Here is a 14,300-nt window from a genome sequence, read left to right on the forward strand (position 1 = left end):
GCGCCTACGCATTTTCATCCTTCCTCAGTTGAGATAAAGTCTTTTTAGAATAGCAAATACCCTCCAGTAAACTTACTGGAGGGCTATCTATAATATTTGACAAATTTTTACCATCTACAGCTTAGTCAAAAAAGACTTTTTTTACTCCATAAGCTGCAAGTCCTGCTGTAGCTACAATTCCTGCTGCTGGCAATGCTACAACCGTCGTTGTTGTAAATCCCAAAACACCTAAAATTCCAGGAGCGGTAGAAGTAATTGTAGCTACTGTAATTGAACCTAGACCAGCAGCAGCAGATGAAGCTGCTGCGATAGCACCTATAGCCTTAGAGTTTTCAGAGTTTAGCATTTGTTTATTTCTTTCCTGTATTCTTTAGTCTAAAAGCTTCTTCAAACCATAAGCTGCTAGTCCAACTACAGCACCAGCAGCTACGACTGGGGCTGCTCCAATAGCAATACCACCGAATGCTCCTGCCAGTCCCATGTTACCAACCACAGCTGCCACTCCTGCACCTGCTGCGGCTCCGCCTGCTGCGAATCCTGAAGCTTCTTTGATATCATCTTCTTTACGCTTTTCAGCCATTATTTTTTCGCTTACAGTTAATAGATTTAGAACCAAATTAACAAAATTTTTTTTATGTTTACATTTGTACTTTTACTGAAATACTGAATGAATTTTTCGTAAAGCCGAAATACTCAAATTAACCTAGCTTATTTATCTAAAATTAGAACTTTTATTACAAATCTTCAGGTGTTAAACCTGTCACTTTAGCAATTCTTGCTAACATCCTAGGCCCAATCTCTTGACCATCGTGAAAGGCAAACACAAAATCAACCCAGTCAGGACGTGTCAGAATTTTATGCGAACCTGATTGGCGTTTAATCTCCCAACCAATACGCAGCAAAGCAGCTAGGACACGCTTTGCCTTTGTGCTAGACCACTCACTCATGCTGCGGCAAATGAAACGCTGACTAGCTCTGGAGTTACTTCTCCATGTTCCAGCTTATCTGCTAACACACGCAGAGCTAATGCTTGAACTCTAGCAACTGCTTCTTCTGGTGTCTGACCGTAAGCCAGTATACCAGGAAAACCAATCACTTCAGCCAAAAAGCGTCCATCCTCTTCTTGTTCAATCTCTATTGTGAAGTTCATAGGTAAGCCAGTGATTGTAATAAAAGCGATTCCTCGATAAAACAAATGCATTAAATTGTTCGATAGTTACCCGCCTCGAACTCAGCGATGTCTACGACGGGCTACGCCTACGCTTCTTGTGCAAAAGCTTCCAGTTTGCCATCAGCAATGTCTTTCTCTAATTGTTCATCCCACCGTTGATAGTCTAAATCAGCAAACCATTGAATTAGCTTCTCATACTCGTTGGGTGGCAGTTGAAGAATCGCGGACTCAATTTGCTCAAGTGTCAGCATAAGGATACATCACCTTTACTCCAAGCAAATTATAGCTTTCTCAACTAATGATCTCGACCGTGGTTGTATGCTTTGCATCTCGATCTGAAATTCGCATCTATTTGGATTAAGGCAGAAATTTATTTCTGTAACTGAGACGATCGCCATCTTGACACACACACTATACCCATTATGTCAAATAAGCCTGCGCTTTTATTAATCAGCAAATAGGCGAACTTGAACCAAAACCCCCACGCAATCGGGGAATTCTCGACAATCTCGATGAACTCTACCGAAAATATAGAATAACATTTGGGTGTGCTTCAAGAAATTGTGTACAAGAGTTGAAAATGACGATATGGCAACATCTAATATCCTCAAAGAACCACTGCTTTTGCGTCTGAGTCGCTTTTTTGGTGGACTGCGTGGCGATTTCACGGGAGGACTAACAGCAGCAGTAGTAGCATTGCCTTTAGCTTTAGCCTTTGCGGTAGCCAGTGGTGTGGAACCAAAAGCGGGACTTTACACCGCGATTGTGGCGGGAATTGTCGCCGCAATTTTTGGTGGTTCGTCAGTACAGATTACAGGGCCAACAGGTGCAATGGCTGTGGTTTTGGTGGGAATTGTCGCCAAGTACGGGCTTGAGAAGGTTTGGATTGCTGGGGTGATGGCTGGAATTATCCAAATTGCTTTGGGGGTTGCCAAACTTGGACAGTTAGTAAAGTTTATTCCTTATCCAGTGACGGCAGGTTTTACTAATGGTATTGCCGTCATTATTTTTTGTGGTCAGTTAAATAATTTCTTTGGTTTAAAATTACCACGTAGCGAACATTTTTTGCCCGGACTTTGGCAAAGTGTAACTCATGTAGAAGCTCTAAACTGGGCAGCGGTTGCTTTAGCAGTTGTGGTGATTGCAACCAATGTTTTATGGCCCAGGATTAATACGACAATACCAGGTTCTTTGGTAGGGCTGGTGTTAGCAACTGCGATCGCATCTTCTTTCCATCTGAATGTACCAACAATAGGCACTATTCCTCAATCTTTACCGATGCCTCAAGGTATTCCCCACTGGAATGATTTTAGTGTGATTCGGGAACTAATTAATCCGGCTTTGGCTTTAGCTGCACTGGGAAGTATTGAATCGTTGCTATCGGCGGTGGTGGCTGATGGTATGACTGTTAGCGAGAAACACAATAGCGATCGCGAATTAATTGGTCAAGGTTTGGCTAATATGATTGTGCCATTTTTTGGTGGCATTCCTGCCACAGGTGCGATCGCTCGGACTGCTGTCAATGTCCGTTCTGGCGGCAAAACCCGACTATCTGGGGTCATTCACGGTGTTGCCTTAGCGATAATCGTTTTAACTTTAGCACCCCTAGCAGCACAGATTCCTTTAGCAGCACTTGCTGGGATTCTGATGGTGGTTAGCCTGCGGATGATTGAGTGGGAAGCCATTGGTTTATTGATGCGTGCTACCTACTCAGACTTTGCGGTGATGATTCTCACCTGGCTAGTGACAATCTTGTTTGACTTAGTTCTCGCTGTCGAAGTGGGATTGATTGCAGCTGGAGCGTTATTCATCAAACGGATGAGCGATTTAAGCTTAGTTAAAATACCTGAAACCGAAGTATTTCCTCCTGGTACTCCTCTGGAATTAGGTAAGGAAATTGCCGTTTATCGAGTAGATGGCCCCGTATTTTTTGGTGCTGCTGAACGGTTTGCTACCTTCCTCCGCGATGAACCGGAAGTAAAGTATTTAATTCTCCGGTTGCGATTTGTGCCAAATATGGACACAACTGGGTTAGTAGCCTTAGAAGATATTTATCATGACTTGGAACGGCACAATTGCCGCTTAATTCTCACAGGGTTACAACCCGAAGTCCAACAACTACTAGAACGTACAGGATTGTTAAATACAATTGGGTTATCAAATTGTTTTGAAACAACCACAGATGCGATTTGCTCTATCTCTCCTCAGATTGCATGTTCTCAACCTGTAGCAACTGATTTGAAAACAAAAGAATTGATGGAATTAAATGACTGATGTAGCAGTCCTAAATCATATCATGTTCGGTTAAAGACTCATTATTGGTGTAATTGGTCTCTCAAGACACGATAAATCGCATCTCTACATGAGCGATCGCCGCGAGCCTTTAAATATTAAAATAAAGCCTGTATTCATTATTGAATCAGGCTTTTGAGGTCTTTTATTCAATTTGTACGGACAACTTCAGTTTAATTACTGAATAGCAAATCCTTCCGGTCTGATAGCATCTTCCAAATCAACACCCATCAGGTTAGCTCCCTGGATGTTTGCATTTGTCAGATTTGTATTTTCCAAGTCTGCGTTTTGTAGGTTAGCAGTTTGCAGGTTAGCTCCTAGGAGGTTGGCTTTCTCTAGGTCTGCATCAAATAGGTTCGCTCCCACTAGGTTTGCTCCCAAAAGGTTTACCTTGCCTAAATCTGCTCCTTGAAAGTTAGCCCCTTGCAAGTTTGTTTGCTGTAAGTTAGCTCTTTCTAAGTCTGCATTTTGTAAGTTAGCACCTTCTAAGTTTGCCGCTTGCAGGTTTGCATCCTTTAACATTGCTCCAGTCAGATTACAGCCGACACATTCATTGGTTTGTAATAAATGTCTAACGTTATCTGCTACAGAGACTATTGGGGATAGGACTGGTGCTGTCACAGGCTCCATTGGCGATTCAACTGGAGCTAGTTCAGATTCCGTAGGTATTGTTAGTGTTTGCGCTCTAGCGCTGGGTTGGATAAGCAGAGTAAATCCCGCGACAAGTACCAGAAACACTGCTTTGACGAGCCACTGAGTTAATTTTTTAGAGTTTGATTGATTCATTAGTTCCTTCATAATCTGATTCCTATTGGTGGGCTTGCTTTTATAAGAGCCATCGATAATCTGCTTTATTCTCACTTTAGATAACTTGATTGATAAGAGCAAATATTATTGTTATTCATATTGATAAATTGAAGTGATTAATAAATCTTTTTGGATGGGAAGCGATCGCTGAATTTTTTTGCTTACATCAGGGACATTGCACCCATCAAGAATTGCGCGTGGAGCATCCACTAGAGGAGTAGTTTACCGCCGTAGGCAATCGCCTCATACTTAGTTCCCAAGCATCGCCAAACTAGGTAAAAGTCGATATGTTTCACTTTTAATCAAGATAGAGAGTCCCAAGTAAATCAAGACAAAGGGGAAGATTTTCCGACCATAACGAGTTAGAACGGGTGTCATCAGAGGATTACGAGTCAGGTTGTAAGAGAGTAAGCACCACGTACCAACAGTGAAATAGCAAACACAGACAATTACACCCAAACTTGGAAGATTGCAGCTAGCAAACAACGGTACATAGATCCCAATGTTGTTTCCTCCATTGGCAATGGTGACAGCCGAAACGCGGTAGGTTTGAGGATCGCGGATGGTTGCAAATAGTGATTTCTTCTGGCGTCCAGATTTAGTAGGAGTTAAGTCAACTGACACAGCTTGCACTGTTTCTTCTTCTTGTTCTCGACTGATGAAATTACTGATACCGATAGCAATGGGAAGCAAACCTAGCAAACCAATCCAGGTGCTAGGAATAAGCATACCGCCGAAGAAACCAGGGAGACTAGCACAAACTAAAGTAGTGAATCCCAAAAATTCACCGAGAACAATATGCTTAGGACGAAAGCTGCGATTGACTTTTCCAAAGAAGGCCGTTAAGTATAAATTGTCGTCAAAGGTGGTTGCAAAAGCGACAGAAATTCCAATAATTAATGTACTAATTAGCCAACTCATAATTGTTGCTCACGATAATTCAATGCTGTTTGTCTTACATCCTTCTCTGCTTCTCAATGTGAATGCAGTTCAGGATATTTTGTGACTGTTGTACTTAACGACAACCAATCGAGGTTCGCTAGTAATCAGTCAATTTTCCAATTTGTAGGAGTTTTGGAGGCGATGCCTATAGCGCTAAACTACGCCTCTAATCAAATTGGTGATTTTTTTCTCAGCAAGGTACCTTGGGAGCTAATGAAGTCAATATTATGGCTTTCAACCAAATAAGAGCAAATACTCTTGTTTTTTAAAACGATAAATAAAAGTGATTAATAAATTGACTATATGTTTTGGGCTTTCTAGATGACAACTAAACCGTATGGAGGAAAGTAGCAGTTCGTCATACCTAATACTGAGTTAGTATCTGAGAAGTTTAAGAGCGTAGTTTACCGCCGTAGGCATCGCTCCTATTGAAGAGAACCCTTGTCAGATGCTAAAGCCTGGGATATTCTTGGCAGCTAGCATTCAACATCGGTTAATATGACTAATCGCCCTCTAACTTCAGTTTTGAGATGTACAGTAATGTTTGATTTTAACTTGTAATTATGCTAACCAGTGTTGACCGTTTATTATTTGTCCGGCGAGTCCCGATTTTTAAGGAATTGCGGGATGATTTTATTGTGCGGCTCACTTCAGTGATGAACGAATTGTCATTTCCAGCTAATTACACCATCTTTCGACAGGGAGAAGAAGGGCGATCGCTCTATATTGTCGTGTCAGGTCGAGTTAAAGTTCACATTGGCAATAAACAATTGGCAGAGGTGGAACAGGGAAAATACTTCGGGGAGATGGCAGTATTTGATACTCAACCTCGTTCCGCCACCGCAACGACTCTGGAACCTTGTGAATTTTTAGAACTGACGCAAGAGCAGCTGTATGATGCGATCGAAGAAACTCCCGAAATTGCAGTGAATATCATTCGTGAATTATCCCGTCTGATTCGCAGATTGAATGATGATATGAATGTGACCTCTTTGCGGAGTTAATAATCAACGAAAATCGGCGGTAATCCCATCATTTCAAGGTGTGGAAGGTATAGCAACCCGCCCATTTAGTCATTAGTCAGTGGTCATTAGTCATTTGGTACTAATGATATAGCGGTTCCCAATTGCATGAAATACAGACCTAACCCCCAGCCCCTTTCCTTCAAGGAAAGGGGAGTAAGATTCAAAGCCTCTCTCCTTTTAGGAGAGAGGTTTGGAGAGAGGTCAAAACTGTACTGCACCCAAGCGAGAACCGCTATATTTCCTCACGACAATTCATGAAAACGAGAGAATGCAGGAGCTTATCGGAAAGACTTGCGATGTTTTCGTAGCCGTGAGATCAGTTAAGTCAATCTTGAACTAGGGACTAGTACCGCAAGGCGGAATTAAAAATTAAAAATTAAAAATTAAGACAGCGTAAGGGTTTTGTTGATTGGGAATGGGTGGTTTTTTTACGCCGTGCTGTACTAGAGATTGGAGACTGGGAAAATAATTCTGAATTCTGTATTCTTCCTTAAAAAACTTTCAAGCAATATTCCTGCCTATTGTTATGCTACCTCTATAGTGTCGAGGAAACATAGTAATGTTGAAGGTTTTTGCTGACCGTGGTGGAACATTCACAGATATAGTTGCTGTTACTAATAATCAAGCAATTATAGATGGACTTTCAAAACATCCTGAACGTTTTTTAACTGTCCCTTTGTCTAATCATCAATGGATTATAGTCTACAAACTACTTTCAGAAAATCCTGAACAATACCAAGATGCAGCCATCCAAGGTATTCGAGATATCATAGGTATTGCTAACAACGAACCCATTCCTACAGAAACGATAGAAGTTGTAAAAATGGGGACAACAGTAGCAACAAATGCTTTGTTAGAAAGAAAAGGCGATGCCTGCGGCAAGGACTCCGTCCTACGCGTCGTTCTTCTCATCACCAAAGGGTTTAAAGATGCGCTGCGAATTGGCTACCAAAATCGTCCTAATATCTTTGCTCGCCATATCATTTTACCAACCATGCTTTATGAGCAGGTGATTGAGATAGATGAACGCTATGATGCCAAAGGAAATGAATTAATACCGATAAATACTGAACAAGTCAAAAGTGACTTACAAGCAGTTTATCACACTGGAATTCGTAGTTGTGCGATTGTTTTTATGCACAGCGATCGCTATCCCAATCATGAACAACAAATAGCCCAGCTTGCTCAAGAAATCGGCTTTACGCAGATATCCGTATCCCATCAAGTTAGTCCGTTAATGAAGTTGGTTAGCCGAGGAGATACAACAGTAGTCGATGCTTATTTAACTCCTATTCTGCGGCGCTACGTCAACCAAGTAGCGAGTCAGTTACCCGGAGTCAAATTAATGTTCATGAAATCTGATGGCGGTTTAGTCGCAGCCGAACAATTTCAAGGTAAAGATAGTATTTTAAGTGGCCCGGCTGGCGGTATTGTTGGCGCAGTTCAAACTAGTAAAAGAGCAGGTTTCGAGTTAGTTATTACCTTTGATATGGGTGGAACCAGTACAGATGTTGCCCACTTTAAAGGAGAGTATGAACGACAACTAGATTCGGAAATTGCTGGGGCGCGGATGCGAGTTCCTGTATTAGCAATTAATACTATTGCTGCTGGCGGTGGTTCAATTCTCTTTTTTGATGGTTCTAGTTATCGTGTCGGCCCTAAATCTGCTGGCTCAAATCCTGGCCCTGCTTGTTATCGGCGTGGCGGGCCATTAGCGGTTACTGATGCTAATGTGATGTTAGGCAAAATTCACCCACAATATTTTCCCTCAGTTTTTGGAATTGATGGAAATTTACCTTTAGATAAAGATATTGTCATTCAGAAATTTACACAATTAGCCCAAGATATTCAAGCCGCTACATTAAATCATTCTACTCCCGAAGAAGTAGCCGCTGGATTTATTGCGATCGCAGTGGAAAATATGGCGAATGCAATTAAAAAAATCAGTCTGCAACGAGGTTATGATGTTACCCAATATGTGCTTTGTTGTTTTGGCGGTGCAGGTGGGCAAGTTGCTTGTTTAATTGCCGATACCTTGGGAATGAAAACAATATTTTTACATCCTTATGCTGGCGTTCTCTCTGCTTATGGAATGGGATTAGCTGATGTGCGGGCAATTAGAGAAGGGGGAGTAGAACAACCTTTAGTTCAAGCATTAATCCCTCAATTACAGCAGTTAATGAAATATTTAGAAACTCAAGCTAGAAGTGAAATAGATGAAACACTGAGTCAAGTAGAAATAGTCCGAAAAATTAACTTAAAATATGAGGGAACTAACTCTACTATGACTGTTAATTTTGCCGATAATGTGGTAATGATGCGACAAGAGTTTGAAATTGAACATCAATCTCGCTATGGTTTTATTCAATTAGAGAAAAACTTAATTGTCGAATCAGCTTCAGTAGAAGTAATTCAGAAAATGGATACTCCCGAAGAAGCATTAATTACTCGTACCCGTTTTCTAGATGAAGCTCCCGTATATGTTGAGACAGTCAGAATGTTTAGTCATAACAAATGGCATGATACTCCTATTTATCGACGGGAAGATTTGCAACCAGAAGATAGTATTAATGGCCCTGCGATCGTCGTCGAAAAAATTGGCACAATTGTAGTTGAACCTAACTGGAACGCCAGATTAACTGAACGTAATCATCTGATTGTAAAGCGTAAATATGGATGAATTCATCAGGCTTAATCTGTATTTGGAGGAGAATAAATATCAGTTATATTTGTGAAATATTTGCGTTTTTTTAGAAAAAGGAGTCAAAAATGCACATCAAATCTCAACCAGATCCCATCCGTTTAGAAATATTCAAAAATCTCTATCAATTTATCGCCGAACAAATGGGAATTGTGTTACAAAATACAGCCACATCAGTGAATATCAAAGAGAGACTGGATTTCTCCTGCGCTATTTTTGATTCTTCTGGATTATTAGTAGCAAATGCCCCCCATATTCCTGTACATTTAGGCTCAATGAGTGAAAGTGTCCGTAGTTTAATTAATGATAAAGGCGACACCCTAAAACCGGGAAATGTCTATCTATCTAATAACCCCTATAATGGCGGAACTCACCTTCCTGATGTCACTGCAATTACCCCTGTATTTTTAGAAAGTAGTGAAAATAATCCATCCCCAATGCCCAATGCCCAATGCCCCATGCCCATCTTTTTCGTTGCTTCTCGTGGACACCAAGCCGATATCGGTGGAATTTCTCCTGGCTCAATGCCTCCCAACAGTACCACAGTAGAAGAAGAAGGAATTCTCTTTGATAATTTCCTTTTGGTTGAAGAGGGAAATTTTCGAGAAAACTCAGTAAGACAGCACCTCTCAAATCATACTTATCCGGCTCGTAACCCTGACCAAAATATAGCTGATTTCAAAGCACAAATTGCCGCAAATGAACGGGGAGTTCAAGAACTTCGTAAAATGGTTTCACAATATGAGCTTGATACTGTTCAGGCTTATATGACATTTGTGCAAGCTAATGCTGAGGAGTCTGTTAGACGTGCGATCGCAGTTCTCAAGGATGGCTCATTTACTTATAAAATGGATAATGGAGCACAAATTCAAGTTAAAGTGACGATTCACCTAGAAAACCGCAGCGCTACCATCGATTTTACTGGGACTTCTCTACAACTAAATAGTAATTTCAATGCTCCCAAAGCTGTAACTCAAGCAGCAGTCTTATATGCCTTCCGTACTTTAGTTGATGATAATATTCCTCTCAATGCTGGGTGTCTTAATCCTCTAGAAATTATTATCCCGGTTGGCTGTATGCTCAACCCAACCTATCCCGCAGCAGTAGTAGCAGGTAATGTAGAAACTTCTCAAACCATTGTTGATGCTTTATATGGTGCTTTGGGTGTCATGGCTGCTTCTCAAGGAACGATGAATAATTTTACTTTTGGTAATGAGCAATATCAATATTATGAAACTATCTGCGGCGGCTCTGGAGCGGGGATTAATTTTGATGGAACTGATGGTGTTCATTCCCACATGACGAACTCCCGCTTGACCGATCCAGAAGTACTAGAAACCCGTTATCCTGTTCTTTTAGAAAGCTTTAGTCTTCGTCCCGATAGCGGTGGTAAAGGAAAATACTTGGGTGGTAATGGAGTTGTTCGCCGCATTCGATTTCTAGAACCGATGACAGCTAATATTCTTTCTGGTCATCGTCTCGTTTCTCCCTTTGGATTAAATGGTGGGGAAGCAGGAAAAGTAGGACGCAACTGGATACAACGTCAGAATGGAACCGAAGAAAATTTAGACAGCACAGCAACAGTAGAGATGAAAACTGGAGATGTTTTTGTAATAGAAACTCCTGGCGGTGGTGGATTTGGTAAATGCTCGTAAAAGGGACTGGGGATTAGGGATTGGGGACTGGGTTTAAATAATCAAAAATTGCTATAGGCTAGCTTCAACTTCCCCAGAAAATTGAGCATAGCTGAAACCACAGCATCCGGTGATTCAATCAAGAAGCCATGACCACCACGTTCGATGACTACAAGTTCAGCATTGGGAATACCTTGAGCAAGTTGCTGAGAAAACTTTAGGGGAGTGAGAATATCTTGTTTACCAACCACAACTAAGGTAGGACAATGAATTTGTTGGAGAAGATTTGTTGTGTCACTACCAAGGATGGCTTGGCTGTGATGATAGAGCGAATGAGTTGCAGGCGGGAAAGGATATCTGATGGCAAATTCAATCAGACCTTCGATCATTCCAGGAATCGAGTAAAACGCATCTGTAAATATCCAGGGCAATACGACTTTTTCATAAAGTTTTAAGTCTACATTACTAGGAAGTTCGCCCCAAGTCTCAATGATGCTGTTGAATAATGCATCACCTTTTGCTAAAGATGAAAGTAGCATCAGACTTTTTACCTTTTCAGGGTGCGCTAACACTAGTTCTTGGGCTATCTGACTACCCATTGAATGACCAGCTAGATGCACCTGATTAATTCCGATGTGGTCAAGCAATCCTGCAATGTCATCAGCCATCTGTTCCAAACTATAGGGACTTTCGGGAGCAGAACTTCTCCCCATACCTCGGTTATCCAAGCGAATGACTTGATATTGCGAAACCAGCGATGGCATAATCAGCGACCAATAAGCATGATCACAAAGAAAGCCAGCTATTAATAGCAAAGGCTCACCCGTTCCCTTAATGTCGTAGAACAAATCAATCCCGTTAATCTGAACCTTGGGCATAATAAATAATTCTGCTAAACCTTATTTTTAAGTAGGGTATAGACGAGAAGCATTAGTGTCAACTTAAGCTAAAACCCTTTTCAAATCTCGTTTCCAGCTTCTGGCTGGAAATGCACTTCAATTGCGGCTCTGCCGCCAATCAGGGAGGCTCCGCCTCAACGATGAGCATTCCCAGTCTCCGACTGGGAACGAGGCAAACTAAAAGCTAGTTCTAGGCTGGCTTTTACGCTAAGTTGACACCAATGGCCGAGGAGGCGATACTACTATGTCTTGAATTTCTCGTCTACCGGAATCTGATAGCCGTTGGCGAGGCGATTGGTCATGTTGGCTGTGGCTGCGATCGCCATTAGTTCCCCAAACATAGTATCATTCATACCCTTGGCACGCGCCGCAGCTGTGTGCGAGGCAATGCAGTACTCACAGCCATTGGTCGCACTGACTGCAATATAAATCAGTTCGCGCATTAGTGGATCAATCTCACCAGGGCTGGTCATCACTTCCTTTAGCGTTTGCCATGTTCGTTGTAAGGTGGGGGGATGGTTGGCTATGGCTTTCCAAAAGTTATTGATATAGTCATTTTGACGTGTAACGCGGATGTCATCATACACTGCACGTACTTCGTCGCTGGCTTCTTCGTATTCGATCAGCTTAGTCATGTTTTGATTCAGGGTAACTGAAACTTTTATGGGGACTCTAGATAAATTGGGGATTGGGAATTCTTCTTAGGCTAACGCTTATATAACCTCAAAGGCATGGCGGTGGTGAAAAAAATTTTGTACTCAACGCTTGAGCAAGAGTATGAGCGACAGGCAATTTGCAGAGGCGTAGCGTCCTTGTTATCGAGGGTGATCTATACGAATTATGAATTAGTTATTTTTCTGTGATTTTCAGTTCATCAATATTCCAAAAAGTTGGCCCCAAGGCAGAAAACTTGATGGGATTGACACGTTCACGCACTGCCTGAAATGAGATTGGATTCACAAGGCAGAATATCGGCAACTGTTCAGCAACGATTTGCTGAAATCTGTCATAAATCGCCTTTCGCTTGTTCTGGTCTAGTTCTTTGACTCCTGCGCTAAAAAGACTGTCAATTTCTCTCTCCCATTCAGAAACTACCCATCCTTGGAGTGGGGGTTTTCCTGGTGCAGCACCTTGGTTGAACTGATGAAATGAGCCTTGACTAGTCCAAAATAAAGATAGAAGGTTAGGTTCAACATCTGCACCAGGAACACCAAACGCACCTACATAACAATCCCAATCTCGACGAGAGAGTAGTTTTTGCAAGACTACATTAAAACTGACTACCTGCATATTTGCTTTGATACCAATTTGACTGAGGTCTTGTTGGATTTGAACTGCGGCATCGATTCTTGATTGATCTTCCGATTTCACCAAGAGATTGAATTGCACGCGATTTCCATCTTGGTCTAACAGTTCTTTTTGGGAGTTGTACCTAAAACCAGCCTCTAACAACATCTGCCTGGTTTTCTGGGGATTATAATCATAAACTTTTAACCCTGCTGCTGGGGACAAGTAATAGGGACTTTGAACAGCTATTGGCGAATGTTGGATTTCACCTAAACCGCGATAGATATTAGTTTTCATGCGGTTGCGGTCAATGGCATAAGCGACTGCTTGCCTAAAAACTAAGTTATTAAACCATCGAGATTTAATCGGATCTATAAAAGGCTTACCTTTGCGATCGCGAGCTTGGTTGAGATTGAAACCCACAAAGCTAAAACCCGCAGTGGTTCCACCATTGTAAATAATGTATTTGCCTCGCTTTTCCTCTTTCTTGAGTAAGCCAAATACTGCTGGTGTCACATTTAAATTATCCAGTTCCCCTGAGCGAAATCTGAGTAACTGATTTTCGGTAGAAGCAATAATTTGCCAGACAATACGTTCAATATAAGGCTGAGGATTTTTTTGAATATCTTTGCGCCAGTAATAAGGGTTACGTCGTAAAATCACCCGTTCAGAAGGAGTATAGCTTTCTATTTTGTAAGGCCCATTGGAGATAATTTTTTGCGGATCAGTATTGGTTCCCCACATTGAAAGAAACTGAGGATTACCATTGGCATCATTGGATAATACAGAAGAACGCAAGGCATGAGCGGGCAAAATTGCTAGTCTTTCGGCATATCTCAAAAAAGGGGCAAAAGGTTCCACAAAAGTAAACTCAACTCGCAGATCATCTAGTTTCTGCACTGATGGGAAAGTTTCTGTGTTGCCAATACGTAAAAAATCTCTATATAAAGTAGGAATTTTTTTATTAAGATAAATATCTCGATAGGTAAAGACTACATCATCTGCCGTGAGAGGTTCACCATCTGACCATTTTAAACCTGTTTTTAATGTAAAAACAATTCTCTTTTGATCGGCAGAGATTGACCAAGATTCTGCTAGTCCTGGCTCCAATTTGGTAGTGATAACATTCTCATCGATCAATCCCTTGTAAATTAAAGGAAAAACACTGTAGGGAGAGTCATTAATGGCATAGTTAAAAGTAGTCGGGTCACTTAGCGAAACTAAAACTAATTGAGCTACCTGAGATACTTTGCTTTTCATCTGTGTCGGGTGACAGCTTGTGAGCAAGAAACAACAAGATAGCAGCAAACCAACTACCAAATTCAGAGGTCGAACAACAGCAGCGATCATCTCTAGTTATCTACCTTACAGCTACTATCTACACAGTACAGTATGGTATTGAACAGTTAATAGCTGGGGCGATGCCTGCGGGGGCAAGGCCTACGCACTGGGCAGTGTTTTCAGCTGGTTTTACAAAGGCTGTTTTGGGGCGGTTAAGGCAAGAGACGCGATAAATCGCCGTCTCTACAATAATGAGTCTTT

General features: G+C 41.5%; 14 protein-coding genes. 4 read left to right on the forward strand and 10 right to left on the reverse strand.

Translation table 11 applies throughout. From position 1 onward, the window contains the following. Positions 1 to 121: 121 nt before the first annotated feature. From ACWATR_RS21085 to ACWATR_RS21105, 5 genes are all read right to left on the reverse strand, one after another. Positions 122 to 346 carry a hypothetical protein gene (locus ACWATR_RS21085; RefSeq protein ID WP_322701757.1) on the reverse strand — a complete coding sequence of 75 codons (225 nt, stop codon included), beginning with the start codon at positions 344 to 346 and terminating at the stop codon, positions 122 to 124. 24 nt (positions 347 to 370) lie between these two features. Next, positions 371 to 580, reverse strand: a complete 210-nt coding sequence (locus tag ACWATR_RS21090; protein WP_190911601.1) for a hypothetical protein — start codon at positions 578 to 580, stop codon at positions 371 to 373. A 154-nt stretch (positions 581 to 734) separates the two neighbouring features. Further along, positions 735 to 947: a type II toxin-antitoxin system HicA family toxin gene (locus tag ACWATR_RS21095; protein ID WP_460336616.1), complete on the reverse strand. Its 213-nt coding sequence runs from the start codon at positions 945 to 947 to the stop codon at positions 735 to 737. Continuing rightward, the gene (locus ACWATR_RS21100; RefSeq protein WP_460336619.1) at positions 944 to 1,150 is read right to left on the reverse strand and encodes a type II toxin-antitoxin system HicB family antitoxin; all 207 of its coding nucleotides are present in this window, start codon (positions 1,148 to 1,150) and stop codon (positions 944 to 946) included. The genes ACWATR_RS21095 and ACWATR_RS21100 overlap by 4 nt, the downstream gene beginning before the upstream one ends. Before the next feature lie 107 nt (positions 1,151 to 1,257). Continuing rightward, positions 1,258 to 1,422: a hypothetical protein gene (locus tag ACWATR_RS21105; RefSeq protein ID WP_334852939.1), complete on the reverse strand. Its 165-nt coding sequence runs from the start codon at positions 1,420 to 1,422 to the stop codon at positions 1,258 to 1,260. A 337-nt stretch (positions 1,423 to 1,759) separates the two neighbouring features. On the opposite strand from ACWATR_RS21105, the gene ACWATR_RS21110 reads away from it, so the two are divergent. Further along, positions 1,760 to 3,445: a SulP family inorganic anion transporter gene (locus ACWATR_RS21110; protein WP_460336623.1), complete on the forward strand. Its 1,686-nt coding sequence runs from the start codon at positions 1,760 to 1,762 to the stop codon at positions 3,443 to 3,445. Positions 3,446 to 3,640: 195 nt separating this feature from the next. On the opposite strand, the gene ACWATR_RS21115 is transcribed toward ACWATR_RS21110, so the two are convergent. After that, complete coding sequence (locus ACWATR_RS21115; RefSeq protein WP_460340573.1) at positions 3,641 to 4,249, reverse strand: pentapeptide repeat-containing protein; 609 nt, start codon at positions 4,247 to 4,249, stop codon at positions 3,641 to 3,643. Positions 4,250 to 4,519: 270 nt separating this feature from the next. Then, a complete protein-coding gene (locus tag ACWATR_RS21120) occupies positions 4,520 to 5,191 on the reverse strand; it encodes a cadmium resistance transporter (RefSeq protein WP_460336626.1) in 672 nt (223 codons plus the stop codon). A 584-nt stretch (positions 5,192 to 5,775) separates the two neighbouring features. Here ACWATR_RS21120 and ACWATR_RS21125 point away from each other — a divergent pair. The 3 genes from ACWATR_RS21125 (at position 5,776) to ACWATR_RS21135 (ending at position 10,593) form a co-directional block, all read left to right on the forward strand. Further along, on the forward strand, positions 5,776 to 6,216 hold the full coding sequence (locus ACWATR_RS21125; protein ID WP_069074674.1) for a Crp/Fnr family transcriptional regulator: 441 nt from the start codon (positions 5,776 to 5,778) through the stop codon (positions 6,214 to 6,216). 580 nt (positions 6,217 to 6,796) lie between these two features. Beyond that, positions 6,797 to 8,917 (forward strand): hydantoinase/oxoprolinase family protein, encoded by a 2,121-nt coding sequence (locus tag ACWATR_RS21130; RefSeq protein WP_460336629.1) that lies wholly within the window; start codon positions 6,797 to 6,799, stop codon positions 8,915 to 8,917. Between the two features lie 89 nt (positions 8,918 to 9,006). Further along, complete coding sequence (locus tag ACWATR_RS21135) at positions 9,007 to 10,593, forward strand: hydantoinase B/oxoprolinase family protein (protein WP_460336632.1); 1,587 nt, start codon at positions 9,007 to 9,009, stop codon at positions 10,591 to 10,593. Between the two features lie 41 nt (positions 10,594 to 10,634). On the opposite strand, the gene ACWATR_RS21140 is transcribed toward ACWATR_RS21135, so the two are convergent. The 3 genes from ACWATR_RS21140 to ACWATR_RS21150 all read right to left on the reverse strand — a co-directional run bounded on the left by ACWATR_RS21140 (position 10,635) and on the right by ACWATR_RS21150 (position 14,108). Next, the gene (locus ACWATR_RS21140; protein WP_460336635.1) at positions 10,635 to 11,450 is read right to left on the reverse strand and encodes an alpha/beta fold hydrolase; all 816 of its coding nucleotides are present in this window, start codon (positions 11,448 to 11,450) and stop codon (positions 10,635 to 10,637) included. Between the two features lie 263 nt (positions 11,451 to 11,713). Next, entirely contained in the window at positions 11,714 to 12,106 is a 393-nt protein-coding gene (locus ACWATR_RS21145) for a carboxymuconolactone decarboxylase family protein (RefSeq protein WP_435024248.1), read from the reverse strand. A gap of 214 nt (positions 12,107 to 12,320) precedes the next feature. Next, the gene (locus tag ACWATR_RS21150) at positions 12,321 to 14,108 is read right to left on the reverse strand and encodes an ABC transporter substrate-binding protein (protein WP_460336638.1); all 1,788 of its coding nucleotides are present in this window, start codon (positions 14,106 to 14,108) and stop codon (positions 12,321 to 12,323) included. Between the last annotated feature and the right edge of the window lie 192 nt (positions 14,109 to 14,300).

Source organism: Nostoc sp. UIC 10890, from assembly GCF_054786515.1.